Consider the following 20220-nt stretch of genomic DNA (forward strand, 5'->3'; position numbering starts at 1 on the left):
TTGCCGAAGTTGTGCGGGCGCTGCCGTGGAGTACTTGTCCCATAAGTTCGTGCGAAATTCCAGCCCGGAAAATACACCATCTCTCTCTGGGACTATACAGCTAGGGGTGGTTGATTCGTTGAACGTCATGCGGAGCGGAGTCCAAGCATCCCCACTGCGGGTAAAGATTTCGCCATTACAACGAAGCGGTAGAGATGCTTCGACTCCGTTGCGCTCAGCATGACAATCTTTCACTTACAGTATGCTCACAACTCCAATTCGGCCAGCAGCTCCACGTAGCCACGGATGCCCGCCCTGATTTCGCTGAGCAGAATGTACTCGTCGGGGGTGTGGGAGCGGGCCGAGTCGCCGGGGCCGATTTTGACGGTAACGAAAGGCATCATGCTCTGGTCGGAGAGGGTAACCGAGCCGAAGGTACGGCGGCCCAGGGCCAGCCCGCGCTGCACCAGCGGATGTTTAGGGGCTATGCGCGAGGAGTTCAGGTGAACGGAGCGCGGCACCACATCGGCCCCAATTAATTCGCGCACAATGTCCACCACTTCCTGGTTCGAGTACAGCTCGTTGGTACGCACATCGGCCACGAAGGTGCAGCGGTCGGGCACTACGTTGTGCTGGGTGCCGGCCTGGATTTGGGTAACGGTGAGCTTCACCGGCCCTAGCAGCTCCGAAACCCGCTCGAACTGGAACCCGCGCAGCCGCTGAATATCGTCGAGAGCCTTGTAGAGGGCGTTTTCGCCTTCCTCGCGGGCAGCGTGTCCTGTCCGGCCGTGGGCCACGCAGTCGAGCACTACGAGGCCCTTTTCGGCTACGGCCAGTTCCATTTGCGTTGGTTCGCCCACAATGCCCAGGGCAATTTCGGGCAGCAGCGGGAGCAGGCGGCGGATGCCGTTGGGACCCGAAATTTCCTCCTCGGCCGTAATGGCGCAGATCAGGTTGAAGGCCGGCGGGTGCTGCTCGAAATACAGGAACGTGGCCAGCAGGCTGACCGCCGATGCCCCCGCGTCGTTGCTGCCGAGGCCGGTTAGCCGGTCGCCCGCCAGCGTGGCCCCGAACGGGTCGGCGGTCCAGGTGGCACCGGGCTTCACGGTATCGTGGTGGGAGTTGAGCAGCACCGTGGGCCGGGTGGGGTCGTAGTGGCGGCTCACGGCCCACACGTTGTGGGCGTTGCGCTCGGGCCGGGCCCCGTGGAAGGTCAGGAAGCGGAAAATATGGTCGGCCGTCTGGTCTTCTTCCCGCGAAAACGAGGGCGTCTGAATCAGCTGCTTCAGCAGCTCGATGGCGTCGGCAGTGAGCGTGTCAATCAACTCCGGCATAGGATGGTTTTTACAGGCTCGTTGATGCGTTGGGCGTGCTCGATGACTACACGGGTTACGCCGGCTTCCAGGGCCGCAAAAGCGTTGTCGAGCTTGGGAACCATGCCGGCGGCAATGACGCCTTCACTCCTGAGCTGCTGGTACTGCGCCGCCGTAAGCTGCGGGATGACCGAGTCGTCGTCGTTGACGTCGGCCAGCACCCCGTTTTTCTCAAAGCAGAAGTGCAGCTCCACGGCGTAATGCGGGGTCAGGGCGCGGGCCACGGTGCTGGCGATGGTATCGGCGTTGGTGTTGAGCAGCTGGCCCTGGCCGTCGTGGGTGATGGCGCAGAGCACGGGCAGCAGGCCGCTTTGCAGCAGCTGGTGCAGCAGACCGGCCTGCACGGCATCGGCCGGCAGGTCGCCCACAAATCCGTAATCGATGTCGGTTACTGGCCGCTTTACGGCCCGGATGACGTTGCCATCGGCCCCCGACAGGCCGAGGGCATTCACGCCTTCGGCTTGGAGCAGGGCTACCACCTGCTTGTTGGTCTTGCCAGCGTAAAACATCGTCACGATGTCGAGCGTGGCCGCGTCGGTGATGCGGCGGCCCTGCACCATCTGGGGGGTAATACCTAGGTCGTGGAGCATCTGGCTGGCCCCCTTACCGCCGCCATGCACCAGGATTTTCGGGCCGGGCACCCGGGCCAACTCGGCCAGAAAGCGGTGCAGCTGGGACACCTCATCGAGAATGCCACCGCCAATCTTGAATATTTTCAGGTCTGTGCTCATGCGCGGAGTACGAAGTAAAAACCGGGGTAGGGGAGGCCGCAGGGCCGAAAGTGAGTTGCGAGCCGGTTGGCGCAGACCAGCAGCCCGCCAGATTAAGAAATTATTTTTGCGGCTGGGGCGACAAAGTTTCCGAAATTTTTAGTCTAGTTTTGCAACGATTTAGTGGTTTAAACGATTTAAACCGCGAAACACTCCACGCCGCCCCGCGGCCCTGTTATGATTCGTCTCTCTTCCATTGCGCTTCTGCGACGACCTACATTGGTCGTGCGAACCAGGCCAGCTTAGTAGCTGGCACGCAATGTTCGTCTGCGTTCTTAATCCTCTAAGAACCGGCGAGGGTCCGCTGAAAGAAGCGCCCCACTGAAGGAAGGTCTTACGAATAACTGCCTGACACGAGTGTAAACCCTGGTACGCCCAATTGTGAAGTTACGGAGCAGTTCGCTCCCGTCCGACGGCTGGCTTTGACCCCGTCCCGCGCTTTTCCGTATAAACCTCCGGGCTTGGCTTAACGCCGCCCCAAGTTGGAAAGGCCCTTTGCCCGCCGAGTGTTTGCCTTAGTCCGTTGCCGCAACCGCTGGCAACTAACTTTCCTCGCCATGTTCTTACGAGTCGCCGAAGCTGCCGATGCGCAGTACGCGGACACCTTATGCCAGTGGTATGCCGAATCGGCCCGTCAGCGGGGCGTTGGCATTGCCAAGCGTGATCCTAACTATCTGATTAAGAAGATGGAGAAGGGTGATTCCATCATTGCGTTCATTGATGGGGCGCTGGCTGGTTTCTGCTACATCGAAACCTTCGAGGACGCCAAATTCGTCGTCAATTCCGGCCTGATTGTGAATACCGAGCTGCGCAAGGAGGGGCTGGGCCGCGCCATCAAGGAGCGCGTGTTCGAGCTCTCGCGTACCAAGTACCCGGCGGCCAAAATATTCGGCATCACGACCAGCGCGGCTGTGATGAAAATCAACAGCGAGCTGGGCTACCGGCCCGTTACCTTCCCCGAGCTCACTCAGAGCGAAGACTTCTGGAAGGGTTGCGCGAGCTGCAAAAACTACCCCATCCTGCAGGAAAACGAGCGCAAAATGTGCCTCTGCACTGGCATGGTGTACGACAAGCTCCAGGACCGTTTCAGCCAGCAATCCATCGAAATTCTGAGCCAGGAAGGGTAGAACGCGTCATGCTTCATCTGGCGTCCGCGCAGCCGAAGCATCTCTCCTGCTTCGTTGCCAAACTAATTCGGCATCAGGTTTACCACTGCGGTAGAGGTGCTTCGACTACGGCTACGCCTTCGCTCAGCATGACGCGGTTTTATCCTTCGCTCTCACTTTTCAATATTCCCAACACATGTCTAAAAAGAAGGTAGTTTTAGCGTACAGCGGCGGTCTGGATACCTCGTTCTGCGCGGTATACCTGACCCGCGAGCTGGGTCTGGAAGTGCACACGGTTATCGTCAACTCTGGTGGGTTTTCCGATGACGAGCTGGCCGCCATTGAGAAGCGCGCCTACGAACTGGGCTCCAGCAAGCACGAGGTAATCGATGTAACCCAGCGCTTCTACCAGGACTGCCTGCGCTACCTGATTTTCGGCAACATCCTCAAAAACGACACCTACCCGCTGAGCGTTAGTGCCGAGCGCATGTTCCAGAGCCTGGCCCTGGCTGAGTACGCCCGCGAGCACAAGGCCGATTACATTGCCCACGGCAGCACCGGCGCCGGCAACGACCAGGTGCGCTTCGACGTGGCCTTCTCGGTTATCGCACCCAACACCGAGATCATCACGCCAATCCGCGACCTGAAACTGTCGCGCCAGGCCGAAATCGACTTCCTCAACCAGCACGGCTTCGAAATGAGCTGGGAGAAGGCCAAGTATTCCATTAATAAGGGCATCTGGGGCACCAGCGTGGGCGGCGTCGAAACCCTGACCTCGCACCAGGCTCTGCCCGAATCGGCTTACCCGACCCAGCTAACCACTACGGAGCCGACCCAGGTGGAAATTACCTTCGAGAAAGGCGAACCGGCGGCCCTGAATGGCGAATCAATGGACCCGGTAGCCATGATTCAGGCCCTCAACGAGCTGGCCGGCACCTACGCCATCGGCCGCGACACCCACGTGGGCGACACGATTCTGGGCATCAAGGGCCGCGTGGGTTTCGAGGCGCCCGCCCCGCTGATTCTGCTGAAAGCCCATCACCTGCTGGAAAAGCACACTTCCAGCCGCTGGCAACTGCTGCACAAGGACTACGTGGCCAACTGGTACGGTACACTGTTGCACGAAGCCCAGTACCTCGACCCGGTGATGCGCGACTTCGAGGCCTTCCTCACCTCGTCGCAGGAGCGGGTGTCGGGCACGGTGTTCGTGACCTTGCTGCCCTACCGGTTCGAGCTGCAGGGTGTGGAGTCGAAGTTCGACATGATGCAGTCGAAAGTGGCTACCTACGGTGAGGAAAACAACGCCTGGGACGGCCGCGACGCCCAGGGATTCATCAAGATTTTCAGCAACCAGCTGAAGATTCATTCCTCTTTCAACGATGAAAATTAAGGCTGGCATTGTAGGCGGGGCCGGCTACACGGCTGGCGAGCTGCTACGTATTCTGCTACACCACGAGTTCGTGGAGCTAGGCGGCATCGTCAGTTCCTCGAACGCGGGCAACCCGGTGCACCAAGTGCACGACGATTTGGTGGGCGAAACCGATCTGGTTTTCGCTTCCGAGCTGGCGGGCGATGAGGACGTGGTGTTTCTGTGCCTGGGTCACGGCAACTCCAAGGCTTGGCTGCTCAAAAACGCCCTGCCCGAAAGCACCGCCATTATCGACCTAAGCAACGATTTTCGCCTAGCGGCTGATGCCGAGTTTGAGGACCGCGAGTTCGTGTATGGCCTGCCGGAGCTGAATAAAAGCCGCATCCAGCAGGCGCAAAGCATTGCCAATCCCGGTTGCTTTGCCACGGCCATTCAGTTGGCACTGCTGCCGCTGGCCCAGGCCGGCCGGCTCACCGAAGATGTGCACGTATCGGCCATTACTGGCTCGACCGGTGCGGGCCAGGGCCTGTCGGAAACGGTGCATTTCTCGTGGCGCACCAATAACGTGTCCATCTACAAGCCCTTCACGCACCAGCACCTAGGCGAAATCGGCGAGAGCCTAGCGCAGCTGCAGCCGCAGTCGGAAGCGGAAATTCACTTCATCCCCTACCGTGGCAATTTCGCGCGGGGCATTTTCGCCAGCGTTTACACGCCCTCGGAGTTGACGCAGGACGAGGCGCGGGAGCTGTACCGGAATTTCTACGCCGACGCGCCGTTCACCACGGTTTCGGACAAGGAAATTCATTTGAAGCAGGTGGTGAATACCAACAAATGCCTGCTGCACGTGCAGAAACAGGGCAAGCAGTTATTAATTACCTCGGCAATTGATAACCTAGTGAAAGGCGCGTCGGGCCAGGCGTTGCAGAATATGAATCTGCTGTTTGGCCTGCCGGAAACGACGGGGTTGATGAGTAAGGCCATTAGCTTTTAGCTGTCAGCTCTGTTCCGACATTCATTTACTTGGTCTTCCTCAAAAAGCTAACAGCCATCAGCTAATAGCTAACAGCTTTAAAACAATGGACCTCTTCAACGTTTACCCCCTCGTTAACATCACGCCCGTGCGCGCACTCGGCGCGAAGCTCTGGGACGATAAGGGCCAGGAGTACCTGGATTTCTACGGCGGCCACGCTGTGATTTCCATCGGTCACAGCCACCCGCACTACGTGCAGCGCCTCACGGAGCAGCTCAGCAACATCGGCTTCTATTCCAACTCGGTGCAGATTCCGATTCAGCAGGAACTGGCGCACAAGCTGGGCCAGGTATCGGGCTACGAGGACTACGCGCTGTTTCTGTGCAACTCGGGGGCCGAGGCCAACGAGAATGCGCTGAAGCTGGCCTCCTTCCATACCGGTAAAACCCGCGTGGTGGCATTCAAAGGCGCGTTTCACGGCCGTACCTCGGGCGCGGTGGCAGCTACCGACAACCCGAAAATTGTGGCTCCCTTCAACGCGGGTCACGCCGTGACTTTCGTGGAGTACGATCTGGAGGCAGTGCTGGCGGTGCTACACGGCGGCGACGTATGCGCCGTTATTATAGAGCCAATTCAGGGCGTGGGCGGTATCATCATGCCTTCCGACGAGTTCATGCGGCACTTGGCGCTGCTCTGCTGGGCCAACGATGTGCTGCTTATTGCCGATGAGGTGCAGAGCGGCTACGGCCGCAGCGGTAAGTTTTTCGCGCACCAGCACGCCGGCCTGCGGCCCGATATCATTTCGGTGGCCAAGGGCATGGGCAACGGCTTTCCCATCGGCGGCATCCTGATTTCGCCCAAGTTGCAAGCCTCCTACGGCCTGCTGGGCACCACCTTCGGCGGCAACCACCTGGCCTGCGCCGCCGCCCTGGCCGTGCTCGAAGTCATCGAAGACGAGCACCTGCTGGCTCACGCCACTGAGCTGGGCGACTACCTGCGCACGGAGCTGCTGGCCCACGCCGGGGCCGAAGAAATTCGCGGCCGCGGCCTGATGGTGGGTATTAAATACGACTTCCCCATCAAGGAAATCCGCGACAAGCTGCTATCGGAACACCACATTTTCGTGGGCAACGCCTCCGACCCCACGGTGCTGCGCCTGCTGCCGCCGCTGAATATCACGAGGGCCGAGGTCGACCGGTTTTTGCAGGCGCTGTACACACTTATTCCGGTGGAGGCAAGGAAGTGAGCGGCTTGTGGTCTAACTTGCGACCCCAATGAGTAGCACGATGAAGTTCCCGAGCCCGGCTCCCCTTCTAATTAGCTGCACGCTGCCATTGGCCTCGGTTGCGCAGCCACCAGCCGGTTCTTCCCATAAAAGAGCGGCCACCAACTATTCCTTTCAGCAGTTGTGCCCGCCCGACTTCCCGATGCCTGACATCTGGAAGCGGCAGTGCGCGGGGCAGATTGATTTACCTGATTTCGCTTCCGCTTGGCTCATCTCCTGCTTCGGCTGGAACAGACCCCTGATTTACGGTCCTGTTCCAGCCGAAAATGTATCAGCGCGGTTGCAAAGGCTGGCTAAGACGACGCCGCTCGTTCGCCGGACACCCGGCAGCGGAAGTTGCCGCCCCACCGCAGCTCCCTCCAATGACCAGTTTCCAATACGCGTCAAGGGCCTGACGGACCTACCTGCCGCCTCCGTCCCCCCGCAACGAAAATGGAAGCTGCGTACCTGACGACCGCAGAAAATCATCAACAGGGTAAACCTAATTTTCGCATAACAGAGTGGAAAACGCCAAATCGGTAAAACTCATCCTCGAAGACGGGACCTCCATCGAAGGCGAATCCTTCGGCGCCTTCACCTCCGCCGCCGGCGAGGTCGTGTTCAGCACGGCCATGACGGGCTACCCCGAAAACCTCACCGACCCGTCCTTTGCGGGCCAGATTCTGGTGCTCACCACCCCCATGGTGGGCAACTACGGCGTGCCCGGCGAGGAGCTATACGAGTCGATTTCGAGGATTTTCGAGTCCGACAAAATTCACATTGCCGGGCTGGTCGTCAATTATTACTCGGAGGAGCACAGCCACTGGAACGCCGCCAAAAGTCTCGGCGACTGGCTCAAGGAGTATAACATACCCGGCATCTGCGGCGTCGATACCCGCATGCTCACCAAGAAGCTGCGCGAAAAAGGCGCGATGCTGGGCAAAATCGTGGCCGAAACCGACGTGCCCTTCCACGACCCCAACCTCGACAACCTGGTGGCGCAGGTGAGCCAGCCCGGCGTGGAGCACTTCGGCAGCGGCCAGCACAAAATCGTGCTGGTGGACTGCGGCACTAAAACCAACATTATCCGCTGCTTCCTGGAGCGGGACGTGGAGCTAATTCGCGTGCCCTGGGACTACGATTTCACGACCCTCGACTACGACGGCCTGTTCCTGAGCAACGGCCCCGGCGACCCCAAAATGTGCGAGGCCACCATCCGGCACCTGCAAAAAGCTCTGGCCCAGGACAAGCCCATTTTCGGCATCTGCCTGGGCAGCCAGCTCATGGGCCTGGCGGCGGGCGGCGACACGTTCAAGCTCAAATATGGCCATCGTAGCCACAACCAGCCCGTGAAGCTCACCGGCACCCAGCGCTGCTACATCACCAGCCAGAACCACGGTTTCGCGGTGGACACCGAAACGCTGCCCGCCGAGTGGCAGATGCTGTTCGAGAACCTAAACGACGGCACCTGCGAAGGCATCAAGCACACATCCAAGCCGTTCTTCTCCACCCAGTTTCACCCCGAAGCCGCCGGCGGGCCGGAGGATACGGAGTTTCTGTTTGATGACTTTTTGAAAGCGGTGGTGGCGTATAAGGGTAACATCGGAATAAAATAGAACGAGCCAAAAAGAACGTCATGCTGAGCGGAGCGCAGCGAAGTCGAAGCATCTCTACCGCTTCGTTGAATTCGTTACTAACAGTTAATTAATAGCATCAATTCTTCACCAAATTCAGCATGAAATTATTAAGCTTGTCCGTTTTGATGCTATTGACTTTTCGCAAACATGTGGTAGAAAAGTATGAAGGCGGCAGCCCATATCATTCGCATCTTATTGTAACGCTATTCAGTGATTCCACTTTCACTTATTCCACTTGGTACCACAGTAGCCCTAAAACTACTCGAACCTACAAAGGCGTGTGGCACAAGTCACCAGGCAAATTGATGTTAGATTCTGAAAAGGGGCACGGAGTGTTTCATAACGAAACCTTCAATTTGAAAGGTGACACGCTGCGATTATATTCTCGAAAAGATTACATCGAAAACCCGCGCTTTTATAGAGAGTATTTCACATTGATTCGGAAGCCATAATTTTCAGCATGTACGTCTACATCCTGACCAATCAAACCCAAACCGTACTGTACATCGGCGTCACCAACGACCTCACGCGGCGACTTTACGAGCACAGCAGCGGCCGGGGCGACGCCGGGAAATTCACCGGGCGGTATCAGGCTGATTTGCTGGTGTACTTTGAAATAGCCCCCGATGCAACGCAGGCCATTGCGCGGGAAAAGCAATTGAAAGGCTGGAACCGCCGGAAGAAAGATGCGCTGATTAGCGCGTTTAATCCGACGTGGAAAGCCATTGATTTAGAGACTTGGGAAGCCTGAACCCTAACGAATTCAACGAAGCGGTAGAGATGCTTCGACTTCGCTGCGCTCCGCTCAGCATGACGTTCAATCTGCTCCGTCTGACGCTTAAAAAGAACAGTAACCTTAGAATGAACAAACCCAACAAAGTACTCATCCTCGGTTCCGGCGCGCTGAAAATCGGCGAGGCCGGGGAGTTCGATTATTCCGGCTCGCAGGCGCTGAAGGCGCTGAAGGAGGAAGGCATCCGCACCATCCTCATCAACCCCAACATTGCCACCGTGCAGACCTCCGACGGCATGGCCGACGACGTGTACTTCCTGCCCGTGACGCCCTACTTCGTGGAGCAGGTCATTAAAAAAGAGCGGCCCGATGGCATTCTGGTGGCTTTTGGCGGCCAAACGGCCCTGAACTGCGCCGTGGCCCTGTACCGCGCCGGCGTGTTCGAGCAGTACCACGTGCAGGTGCTGGGCACGCCCGTGCAGAGCATCATCGACACCGAGGACCGGGAGATTTTCAAGGTCAAGCTCGACCAGATTGGCGTGCGCTCGGCCCGCAGCGTGGCCTGCACCAGCCTGGCCGAAGCCCTGGCCGCCGGCGAAACCATCGGCTTCCCCATCATCGTGCGGGCCGCGTTTGCGCTGGGCGGGCTGGGCAGCGGCTTCGCCAACAACCTGGATGAGCTGCGGGCCCTGGCCCGGCAGGCTTTCACGACTTCGGACCAGATTCTGGTGGAAGAATCGCTGAAGGGCTGGAAGGAAGTGGAGTACGAAGTGGTGCGCGACCAGTTTGATAACTGCATCACGGTCTGCAACATGGAGAACTTCGACCCCATCGGCATCCACACCGGCGAGAGCATCGTGGTGGCCCCGTCGCAAACGCTGAGCAACCGCGAGTACCACAAGCTGCGCAGCATCGGCATTAAAACCATCCGGCACCTGGGCATCGTGGGCGAGTGCAACATTCAGTACGCGCTGGACCCCGCGTCGGAAGATTACCGCGTGATTGAGGTGAATGCGCGCCTCTCGCGCTCGTCGGCGCTGGCCTCGAAAGCGACGGGCTACCCGCTGGCCTTCGTGGCCGCCAAGCTGAGTTTGGGTTACTCGCTGGCTGAGCTCAAAAACAGCGTCACGCAGACCACCACGGCCTTTTTCGAGCCCGCCCTCGACTACGTGGTGGTGAAGCTGCCGCGCTGGGACCTGGGCAAGTTCGCGGGCGTGAACCGCCAGATTGGCTCGGCCATGAAGAGCGTAGGCGAGGTGATGGCCATCGGAAAATCGTTCGAGGAAGCCATCCAAAAGGGCCTGCGCATGCTCGATACCGGCAAGCGCGGCTTCGTTGCCAACCGCCCCGAGGACGCGCTGGATAACGCCGCCATCGACCAGCTGCTGAGCGAGCCGAACGAGGAGCGCATCTTCGCCATCAACAACGCCTTCGAGGCGGGCTACACGCTGGAGCAGGTGCACCAGCTCACGCGCATTGACCACTGGTTTTTGCAGCGCCTGTTCACCATTTTCGAGCTGGGCCAGCAGCTGGCCGCCGGCCGTGCTACGGGCCTGGATTCTTTGGAAACCAAGCTGTTGCGCGAGGCCAAAAAAGCCGGTTTCTCGGACCAGCAGATTGCTGTGCAGCTGCTAGGCGAGGGCGACGTAAAGGCCGACGAGCTGCGGGTGCGCGCCCGCCGCCAGGCGCTGGGCGTGCTGCCCGTGGTGAAGCAGATTGACACGCTGGCCGCCGAGTTTCCGGCCAAAACCAACTACCTCTACCTCACCTACCACGGCACCGAAAACGACCTGGACCGCGAAACGGCCAAGTCCATCGTGGTGCTGGGCTCGGGCGTGTACCGCATCGGCTCGTCGGTCGAGTTCGACTGGTGCGGCGTGCAGGCCGTGCAAACGGCCGCCGAGGAGGGCTACAAAACCATCCTCATCAACTACAACCCCGAGACCGTTTCGACCGACTACGATGTGAGCGACCGGCTCTACTTCGAGGAGCTGAGCTTCGAGCGGGTGCTGGACATTCTGGATTTCGAGCAGCCCGGCGGCGTGATTCTGAGCACCGGCGGCCAGATTCCCAACAACCTGGCCATGCGCCTCGAAGAAGCCCACGTGCCCATTCTGGGTACCACGGCCGCGCACATTGATGAGGCCGAGAACCGCCACAAGTTCAGCCGCATCATGGACGAGCTGGGCATTGCCCAGCCACGCTGGCAGGAGCTGACTTCGCTGGAGACCATGCACGAGTTTGTGCGGGAAGTGGGCTACCCGGTGCTCATCCGGCCGAGCTACGTGCTGTCGGGCGCGGCCATGAACGTGGTGTCCAACGCCTTCGAGCTGGAAGAATTCCTCAAAGCGGCTAAGGAAGTGAGTGCCGAGTACCCGGTGGTGGTGTCCGAATTTATGCAGGAAGCCAAGGAAATTGAGCTGGACGCGGTGGCCGACCGGGGCGAAATCGTGAGCTACGCCATTTCCGAGCACGTGGAGTTTGCCGGCGTGCACTCCGGCGACGCCACCATGTACTACCCGCCCCAGCGGGTGTACGTGGGCACCATCCGCAAGCTCAAAATCATTGCCGAAAAGGTGGCCCGGCGCTACGAAATCAGCGGCCCGTTCAACATTCAGTTCCTGGAAAAGAACGGGGCCATCAGCGTGATTGAGTGCAACCTACGCGCCTCGCGCAGCTACCCGTTCGTGTCGAAAATATCGGGCAACAACCTCATCAGAAAGGCCACCCAGGTGCTGCTGGGCAAGCATGTAGCGCGCGACGAAAGCGAGCGGGTGTACGATTTGCCCTTCGTGGGCGTGAAGGCCCCGCAGTTCTCCTTCACCCGCCTGCCCGGGGCCGACCCGGTGCTGCGCGTGGACATGGTGAGCACCGGCGAAGTGGGCTGCCTGGGCGACACGGCCGAGGAGGCGCTGCTGAAAGCCATGCTGAGCGTGGGCTACAAAATCCCGGCGAAAACGGTACTCATTTCCGGCGGCCCCCTGCAGTCGAAGGTGGCGCTGCTCTCGGCCAGCAAGCTGCTGGTGCAGCGCGGCTACCAGCTGTACGCCACCCAGGGCACCCACCGCTTCTTCGCCGAAAACAGCATCCCCAGCTCCCTGCTTTACTGGCCCGACGAGCTGCAGGAGCCCAACGTGCTGACGTATCTGAAGGAGAAGAAAATCGATCTGGTCATCAACATCCCGAAGAACCTGTCGAAAGGTGAGCTGGACAACGACTACAAAATCCGCCGCACGGCCGTGGATTCGGGCGTCGGGTTGCTGACGAATGCGCGGCTGGCCAAGGCATTCATCCGCGCCTTTTGCACGCTGGGAATGGAGGATTTGAAGATTAAAAGCTGGAACGAGTATAAGGCGATGTAGAGACGCATATTTGCGTCTCTTCTTTGAACATCATGCGCCACGAAGATTTGCCGGAGCACTGGAAGCGCAAGCTCCAAGAATATCTGATTGCTAAAGGAAGCACCGAGCCTAAAAAACTCGGTGCTTCTGACTTCCCGCTAGACACCGTAGTACATATTCAGTTTGAAGATGACTCAAAAGTCGAATTCCGCTACGCTTTAGTCATTGAAGTACCGGAGCTTCGGGAAGTAGCTGTTTTCACTGAGCATTGCGGGTACCATCTTTTTCCGCTTTATGATGGGTTAGAATTGACGATAGAGAAGCTATGAAGCTCAAAAACCTTAAGTCTGTAGGCCACAATACGGCACATTCATATTTAAGCACTCTTGGTCATGTCGGCGGGATGTATGCAAGCACATACCTGTACAGAATGGCTTTGAACAGCGGAGTGTTAGTTGTAAAGATTGATGTTCTGAATGCCTGTGCTCCGGCATTTCTGCGGGATGACAAGCTTATAAAATCACTACAGGAATTACGGATACAATTCATTGGGCTCTTGAGCAAAGAGAGCATTCCTGCTGAAGCAGTAAAAACCTACAAGCTTTTCATTGAGGTAATTGGCAACCGACCCGACGTAGTTGATATTCAGTGTAAACCAATCATAGTTGATTGGAATGACAAGGTGTGTAAATGTGCGCCTGTCCGAGAGAAGTATCCGGAGCCAGTTTAACCAGCCTCGTGATAACGATTTGGGAGACTAAACTTCACCACCTCACACCACCTAAATGAAAAACTTCACCTCCTTCGCCGATGCGGGCGACTATAAAGCCCTGTTGCAGCAAGCCTTGGAAATCAAGGCTAACCCGTTTGGCTACCAGGAAGTCGGGCGCAACAAAACGGTGGGCCTCATCTTCTTCAACCCCAGTTTGCGCACCCGGCTTAGCTCGGTGAAGGCGGCCTACAACCTCGGGGCCCAGGTGTGGGTGCTGAACGCCGGCACCGACTCCTGGACGCTGGAAACGGCCGACGGCGCCGTGATGGACGGCTCGACCCAGGAGCACATCAAGGAGGCCATTGCCGTCATGAGCCAGTACTGCGACGTGCTGGGCGTGCGCACCTTCCCCACGCTTACCGACCGGGAGGCCGACTATGGCGAAGTGTTCTTCAACAAGATTCTCAGCTACGCCACGGTGCCCGTCATCAGCCTGGAAAGTGCCACGCTGCACCCGCTGCAAAGCTTCACCGACTTACTGACGGTGGCCGAAACCAAGCGCACCGAGCGTGTGAAAGTGGTGCTCACCTGGGCCCCACACGTGCGGGCGCTGCCCCAGTGCGTGCCCAACTCGTTCTGCGACTGGTTCACCGACATCGACTGGGTGGACCTCGTTATCACCCACCCCGAAGGCTACGAGCTGGACCCTAAATTCACCCGCGGCGCCCGCATCGAGTACGACCAGCAAAAGGCCCTGGCCGGCGCCGACTTCGTGCAGGCCAAGAACTGGAGTAGCTACTACGATTACGGCCAGGTGCTCAGCACCGACCCCCACTGGATGCTGACGCCTGCCCACATGGCCCTCACCAACGACGCCCGGTTCCTGCACTGCCTGCCCGTGCGCCGCAACGTGGAGGTGTCGGACGCCGTGCTCGATTCGCCCAACTCGCTCATTATCCAGGAAGCCGGCAACCGCACGTTTGCCATGCAAACCGTGCTGCACGAGCTGTTGAAGTAGATGTTGGTTATCAGTTGCCAGTAAAAGAACGTCATGCTGAGCGCAGCCGGAGGCGGAGTCGAAGTATCTCTACTGCAATACTGACCCTGATGTTAGGTTGGCTTGGTAACAAAGCAGTAGAGATGCTTCTCCTCCGCCTCCGGCTGCGCTCAGCATGACGCTCTTTTACTGGCAACTGATAACTAACCTCACAACGCCAGTCCCAGCTGCTGGCCTACCGAATCCTCTTGGCTTTCCAGGTTCGAGAGCGTGAGGCCCAGCAGGCGCACGCCCAGCGGCACGGGAAGTTGGGCCAGCAGCAGCTCCCGGGCAAGGCGCTCGGCTTGGTCGCGGTGCTGGAGAGGGGCGAAGAGGGTACGGCTGCGCGTGATTTGCTGGAAGTCGGTGTACTTGATTTTGAGCGTGAGCGTGCGGCCACGCACGCCCAGGCGCTCGGCGTGGGCCCAGGTGGTTTCGAGGCAGGGCAGGAGGCGGGCCCAGAGGTCGTCGTAGGCGGTCAGGTCGTGCTCGAAGGTAGTTTCGGAGCCGATGGACTTGCGCACCCGGTCGGGGCGGACGGGGCGCGGGTCCTGGGCGCGGGCGATGAGGTAGTAGTGCCCACCAGCCTTGCCGAAGTGCTGGCGCAGAAATGCCTCGGACTGCAGCCGTAAATCGAGGCCTGAGAAAATGCCGAGCTGATTGAGCCGGGCCGCCGTGGCCGGGCCGATGCCGTGAAACTCGCCTACCCGTAGTTTTTCCACGAACGCCAACCCCTGCTCGGGCCGGATGACGAACTGGCCGTTGGGCTTGCGGTAATCGGAGGCCAGCTTGGCCAGAAACTTATTGTAGCTGATGCCGGCCGAGGCTGTGAGCTGGGTCTGCTGCAGAATATCGGCCCGGATTTGCCGGGCTACCTCGCTGGCCAGTGGCAGGCCCTTGAGGTTCTCGGTTACGTCGAGGTAGGCCTCATCCAGGGAAAGCGGCTCGATGAGGGGCGTGTACTCGGCGAAAATGGCCCGGATCTGCCGCGACACTTCCTTGTACACCTCGAAGCGCGGCTTCACAAATACTAGCTCGGGGCACTTGCGCAAAGCCGTAGCCGAGGGCATGGCCGAGCGCACCCCGAACCGGCGGGCCTCGTAGCTGGCCGCCGCCACCACGCCCCGGGCCCGCGAGCCACCCACCGCCACGGGCCGCCCGCGCAGCTCCGGGTGGTCGCGCTGCTCCACGGAGGCGTAGAACGCATCCATATCAAGGTGAATAATTTTGCGGTTTTCGGCGGCATATTCCACGGAGTAAAGGTACCGCTGAACGGCCGTAGCATAAACCAAAGGGCAGCGGAGCTAAGCTCCAGCTTCGCGCTCCAGCTGCGCTACAACTACATTACTCAACGAGGGGTTAGTCCTGTATCGATTCCAGCGGGGGCACAGCGGCCAGCTGCGAGGGGCGGGGCTTGCGGCTGACGAGGAACACGCCGATAAAAATCAGCAGGCCCTGCCAGGCGCGGTCCCAGGTGAGCTGGTCTTTGCCCAGGCTCACGGCAATAATAACGGCTAGGGCCGGCTGGAGGTAGATGTAGGCCCCCAGCAAAGCCGGCGAGGCATATTTGAGGGCCCAGTTGTTGAGCAGGTAAGCCACAATGGTCAGGCAGATGACCATGTAGGCAATGGCCGCCCAGATGCCGGGCGGGAAGCTGGCGTAGTCGGCGGCTTGCACCTGCTGCCAGCCGGCGGGCACCGCAATAAAGGCCCCCACCAGAAAAATGCGCGCCAGCACCGTGAACGGGTGGTACTTGCGCATGAGCGGCATCACGAGCACTAGATACACCCCAAAAGCCGCCGCGTTGAGCAGGATGTAGACGTTGCCCAGCAGCCCGTCCTGGCCACCGGCCGCCACGGGGCCCTTGCTCAGGATGATGCTGGCCGCGCCCAACCCCGCCACGCCTACGCCCAGCACCCGCTTCAGGGTCAGCTTTTCACCCAGCAGTAGCGCCGAGGCCAGCACCGTTACGACCGGGGCAATGGTCTGGATGAGGGAGGCGTTGATGGGCGAGGTCAGGTTGAGGCCCGAGAAGAACAGCAGCTGGTTCAGGCCGATGCCGAGTACGCCGCAGGCAATGGCCCGCAGGTTGTCGGCGCGGCCGGTGAGGCGGTCGTGGGGCGCAACGAGGCGGCTCATAACCCCAAAAAACAGCGTAGCCCCCACAATCCGCAGCAGCACCAGCCCAAACGGACCCATGTAGCGCGGCATCACATCCTTGGAAATGCTGTAGTTGGCCGCGTAAATCAGGGCCACCAGAAACAGGGCCGCGTGGACCTTAACGGAATTTTTCATTTCTTTTTGAGCTTCAGGCTGCAAGCTACAAGCTGCAAGCTGACCGCCGACCATCCTAACCAGCCTATTGCGCTCAGAGCCACAGGAACTGTTGGTCGCCAATGCTCCTCCCGGCTCCAAAGAGCCACTTGCATCTGCGGTTTGCAGCTAAAAAAAGACTCTCCCAGCCGAAGCTTGTAGCTTGCGGCGTAAAGCTTGCAGCTCAAAAAATGTCTACTGGTTCCCTCTTCGATTCTGACCCCATTCCCAACTCCGGCCCACCGGCCCGGCCCGGCGCCCACGCCCCGCTGGCCGAGCGTCTGCGCCCCCGCACCCTCGACGAATACGCCGGCCAGAAGCACCTCGTGGGCCCCGAGGGCGTGCTGCGGCGTTACCTGAGCGCCGGCCGACTGCCCTCCCTGATTCTGTGGGGGCCGCCGGGCGTGGGAAAAACCACGCTGGCCAATTTGCTCGCCCAGGAGCTGGGCAAGCCCTTCGCCTCGCTGAGCGCCGTGAATGCGGGCGTGAAAGACGTGCGCGAAGTCATTGAGAGGGCCCGCAAGCAGCGCGGCACGGTGCTCTTTATTGATGAAATCCACCGTTTCAGCAAAAGCCAGCAGGATGCGCTGCTGGGCGCGGTCGAGCAGGGCATCGTCACGCTGATTGGGGCCACCACCGAGAACCCATCGTTCGAGGTAATTCCGGCCGTGCTGAGCCGGGCCCAGGTGTACGTGCTGGAGCCGCTGGGCAAAGACGTGCTCACCAGCCTCGTAGACAAAGCCCTGGCCGAGGACGAGGTACTGAAGACGAAAAAGGTGCGCATGCAGGACTACGGTGCGTTACTGACCATTTCGGGCGGCGACGCGCGCAAGCTGCTCAACCTGCTCGACATCGTGGTGGAGGCCAGCCGGCCCGACCCGAAAACTGGCGAAATCATCATCACCGACGAAGGCGTGCAGCAGCTCGCCCAGCAGCACTTGGCCCGCTACGACAAAGGCGGCGAGATGCACTACGACGTCATTTCGGCCTTTATCAAGAGCATCCGCGGCTCCGACCCCAACGCGGCGCTCTACTACCTAGCCGTGATGCTTGAAGGCGGAGAAGACGCCAAGTTCATTGCCCGCCGCCTGCTCATTCTGGCCTCCGAAGACGTAGGCCTGGCCAACCCCAACGCCCTGATTCTGGCCCAGAGCTGTTTCCAGGCCGTCACAGTAATCGGCATGCCCGAATCGGATATCATTCTGGGGCAGACGGTGGTGTACTTGGCCACCTCGCCCAAGAGCAACGCCAGCTACAAGGCCATTCGGGCGGCGCGGGCGCTGGTGCGCCAGCAGGGCGTGCAGCCGGTACCCATTCCGCTGCGCAACGCCCCCACCCAGCTCATGAAGGAGCTTGGCTACGGCAGCCAGTACCAGTATTCGCACGACTACCCCGGCCACTTCGCCTACCAGGAGTTCCTGCCCGAAACCCTCAGCGGTACCACCTTCTACCAGCCCGCCGACAACCCCGCCGAAGCCAAAGCCCGCGAACGGCTGCGGGAGTTGTGGGGGAAAAAATATGGGATGTAGGGGCAAAAACAGAACGAAGCTCCCCTCCTCAGATGAGGAGGGGTTGGGTGTGGTTAATACTGTCAGAACATTTTTCAGCGCTGGCTCTAGTTGACGTTCTGGAGTGAGTCAACCACCCCCAGCCCCTCCTCATCTGAGGAGGGGAGCTTCGTTCTGGCACTTAACATCAGGACTGAAGTTTGGGCCACGTTCCCGTTGCCGCTCCAAAACCGCCCGTTGGTTGAATACCCGGCGGCGCGGCGGCAAACCGCTTACATTTGTTATCCTACCTCTCACCTGTAGTTACTCCCTTCCATGCGACAGTTCTTTAAATATGTACTGGCCACCATCACCGGCGTGCTGGTGCTGGGCCTTATTGCCACTGTGTTGCTAGTGGGGCTGCTAGTGGGGCTGGCCTCCTCCGATAAAACCGTGACCGTCGCCAAGGATTCGGTGCTGGAGCTCAAGCTCGACAAGCCCATCGGCGAGCGGGCCTTCAACAACCCGCTGCCGGGCTTTATCGGCGGGCAGGCCAGCAGCATCGGGCTCGATGAGCTGAAGGCCGCCATCCGCCGGGCCAAAACCGACGGCGACATCAAGGGCATTTTCCTGAACCTGGAGCTGGTGCAGGGCGGCATGGCCTCGCTGGAGGAAGTGCGCCACGAGCTGCTGGAGTTTAAAAAGGGCGGCAAGTTCGTGGTCAGCTACGCCGATGCCCAATCGGAGAAGAGCTACTACTTGGCCTCAGTGGCCGATAAGCTCTACCTCAACCCCCAGGGCACGCTCGAATTCAACGGCCTGAGCTCGGAGCCCACCTACTACAAAGGGCTGTTCGATAAGCTGGGCGTGCAGGTACAGATTTTCCGGGTCGGCTCGTTCAAGAGCGCCGTCGAGCCTTACTTCCGCACCAGCATGTCCGACTCGGCCCGGTTGCAGACTTCCTCGTTCCTCAATTCGCTCAACAACGCCATGCTGGCCGACGTGGCCGCCTCGCGTAAAATCGCGCCCGCCCGCCTCAAAGTCATTTCCGACTCGATGCTGGTGCACAACGCCGCCGACGCCAAGCGCCTGCAGTTGGTGACCGACCTGGGCTACTACGACCAGGCCACCGATTACATGAAGGGCAAGCTGGGCCTCGAAAAAGATGCCAAGCTAAGCCTGGTTGACCTGTCGAACTACGTCAATGGCGATGAGGATGACGATAATTCGAGCAGCAATAAAATCGCCGTCATCTACGCCGACGGCGACATCGTGACGGGCAAGGGCGGCAACGAAAGCATCGGGAGCACCCGCTTCGCCGAAGCCATCCGCAAGGCCCGCCTCGACGACAAAGTGAAGGCCGTGGTGCTGCGCGTGAACTCGCCCGGCGGCTCCTCGCTGGCCTCCGACATTATTTACCGCGAGGTGATGCTGACCAAGAAAGTGAAGCCCATCATCGCCAGCATGTCAGATGTGGCGGCTTCGGGCGGCTACTTCATTGCCATGGGCTGCGACACGATTGTGGCCCACCCGACCACCATCACGGGCTCGATTGGCGTATTTGGGGTATTGCCCAACATCGGCCCCTTCCTGAGCGACAAAATTGGTATTACGACTGACCGCGTGACCACCGGTAAGTTCTCTGACTTCCCTACCATTACGCGTGCCCTCACGCCCTTCGAGCAGCAGCAGTTCCAGCAGGAAATCAACCGCATCTACGCCGACTTCACTACCAAAGCCGCCGCCGGCCGTAATATGCCCGTCGAGCGGTTGCGCCGGTTCGCTTCGGGCCGCGTCTGGTCGGGCACCGAAGCGAAGGCCCGCGGCCTCGTGGATGTGCTTGGCTCATTCGATGATGCGTTGCGCATTGCCGCCCGCCGGGCCAAACTGAAGGAAGGTGATTACCGGATTCAGAAGCTGCCCTACCAGAAGTCGTTCGCCGAAAACCTGTTCAGCTCCTTCAACGAGGAAGCCCGGCTGCGGGCCGTGAAGGCGGAAATGGGTCCACTTTACCCCATGTTCGAGCAATACAAGAAGCTCTCGGAAATACGTGGCGCCCAGGCCCGTTTGCCGTTTGAATTGAACGTGCAGTAAAAAAAATAAATCAATTACAATAGAAAAGATCTGCGC

General features: G+C 59.6%; 16 protein-coding genes. 12 read left to right on the plus strand and 4 right to left on the minus strand.

Annotated features, from left to right (window positions below):
* Positions 1-245: 245 nt before the first annotated feature.
* Both CDA63_RS14055 and argB read right to left on the minus strand, forming a co-directional pair.
* The gene (locus CDA63_RS14055) at positions 246-1313 is read right to left on the minus strand and encodes a M20 family metallo-hydrolase (RefSeq protein WP_199797535.1); all 1068 of its coding nucleotides are present in this window, start codon (positions 1311-1313) and stop codon (positions 246-248) included.
* Positions 1301-2083 (minus strand): acetylglutamate kinase, encoded by a 783-nt coding sequence (gene argB / locus CDA63_RS14060; RefSeq protein WP_088465097.1) that lies wholly within the window; start codon positions 2081-2083, stop codon positions 1301-1303. Before argB ends, CDA63_RS14055 begins: the two co-directional genes overlap by 13 nt.
* A 596-nt stretch (positions 2084-2679) precedes the next feature.
* Between argB and CDA63_RS14065 the strand changes: the two genes are divergently transcribed.
* The 10 genes from CDA63_RS14065 to CDA63_RS14110 all read left to right on the plus strand — a co-directional run bounded on the left by CDA63_RS14065 (position 2680) and on the right by CDA63_RS14110 (position 14272).
* Complete coding sequence (locus CDA63_RS14065; RefSeq protein ID WP_088465098.1) at positions 2680-3249, plus strand: GNAT family N-acetyltransferase; 570 nt, start codon at positions 2680-2682, stop codon at positions 3247-3249.
* A gap of 175 nt (positions 3250-3424) precedes the next feature.
* A complete protein-coding gene (gene argG, locus CDA63_RS14070) occupies positions 3425-4618 on the plus strand; it encodes an argininosuccinate synthase (RefSeq protein ID WP_088465099.1) in 1194 nt (397 codons plus the stop codon).
* Positions 4608-5588: an N-acetyl-gamma-glutamyl-phosphate reductase gene (gene argC, locus CDA63_RS14075; protein ID WP_088465100.1), complete on the plus strand. Its 981-nt coding sequence runs from the start codon at positions 4608-4610 to the stop codon at positions 5586-5588. Before argG ends, argC begins: the two co-directional genes overlap by 11 nt.
* Positions 5589-5673: 85 nt before the next feature.
* Positions 5674-6813 (plus strand): aspartate aminotransferase family protein, encoded by a 1140-nt coding sequence (locus tag CDA63_RS14080; protein ID WP_088465101.1) that lies wholly within the window; start codon positions 5674-5676, stop codon positions 6811-6813.
* Positions 6814-7352: 539 nt separating this feature from the next.
* Positions 7353-8447 carry a glutamine-hydrolyzing carbamoyl-phosphate synthase small subunit gene (carA, locus tag CDA63_RS14085; protein ID WP_088465102.1) on the plus strand — a complete coding sequence of 365 codons (1095 nt, stop codon included), beginning with the start codon at positions 7353-7355 and terminating at the stop codon, positions 8445-8447.
* Positions 8448-8928: 481 nt separating this feature from the next.
* Positions 8929-9219: a GIY-YIG nuclease family protein gene (locus CDA63_RS14090; protein WP_199797536.1), complete on the plus strand. Its 291-nt coding sequence runs from the start codon at positions 8929-8931 to the stop codon at positions 9217-9219.
* A gap of 110 nt (positions 9220-9329) precedes the next feature.
* Positions 9330-12563: a carbamoyl-phosphate synthase (glutamine-hydrolyzing) large subunit gene (carB, locus tag CDA63_RS14095; protein ID WP_088465104.1), complete on the plus strand. Its 3234-nt coding sequence runs from the start codon at positions 9330-9332 to the stop codon at positions 12561-12563.
* Positions 12564-12595: 32 nt separating this feature from the next.
* Entirely contained in the window at positions 12596-12871 is a 276-nt protein-coding gene (locus tag CDA63_RS14100) for a hypothetical protein (protein ID WP_088465105.1), read from the plus strand.
* Positions 12868-13272 (plus strand): hypothetical protein, encoded by a 405-nt coding sequence (locus CDA63_RS21140; RefSeq protein ID WP_126546878.1) that lies wholly within the window; start codon positions 12868-12870, stop codon positions 13270-13272. Before CDA63_RS14100 ends, CDA63_RS21140 begins: the two co-directional genes overlap by 4 nt.
* 55 nt (positions 13273-13327) lie before the next feature.
* The gene (locus CDA63_RS14110; RefSeq protein ID WP_088465107.1) at positions 13328-14272 is read left to right on the plus strand and encodes an N-acetylornithine carbamoyltransferase; all 945 of its coding nucleotides are present in this window, start codon (positions 13328-13330) and stop codon (positions 14270-14272) included.
* Positions 14273-14460: 188 nt separating this feature from the next.
* On the opposite strand, the gene dinB is transcribed toward CDA63_RS14110, so the two are convergent.
* On the minus strand, positions 14461-15543 hold the full coding sequence (gene dinB / locus CDA63_RS14115; protein ID WP_088465144.1) for a DNA polymerase IV: 1083 nt from the start codon (positions 15541-15543) through the stop codon (positions 14461-14463).
* A 106-nt stretch (positions 15544-15649) separates the two neighbouring features.
* A complete protein-coding gene (locus CDA63_RS14120) occupies positions 15650-16585 on the minus strand; it encodes a DMT family transporter (protein ID WP_088465108.1) in 936 nt (311 codons plus the stop codon).
* 209 nt (positions 16586-16794) lie between these two features.
* On the opposite strand from CDA63_RS14120, the gene CDA63_RS14125 reads away from it, so the two are divergent.
* Both CDA63_RS14125 and sppA read left to right on the plus strand, forming a co-directional pair.
* Positions 16795-18132 carry a replication-associated recombination protein A gene (locus CDA63_RS14125; RefSeq protein ID WP_242434673.1) on the plus strand — a complete coding sequence of 446 codons (1338 nt, stop codon included), beginning with the start codon at positions 16795-16797 and terminating at the stop codon, positions 18130-18132.
* 294 nt (positions 18133-18426) lie between these two features.
* Positions 18427-20184, plus strand: coding sequence for a signal peptide peptidase SppA (sppA, locus tag CDA63_RS14130; protein ID WP_088465109.1), 1758 nt, complete (start codon positions 18427-18429; stop codon positions 20182-20184).
* Positions 20185-20220 lie beyond the last annotated feature (36 nt).

This window comes from Hymenobacter amundsenii, assembly GCF_002204745.1.
GTDB lineage: Bacteria > Bacteroidota > Bacteroidia > Cytophagales > Hymenobacteraceae > Hymenobacter > Hymenobacter amundsenii.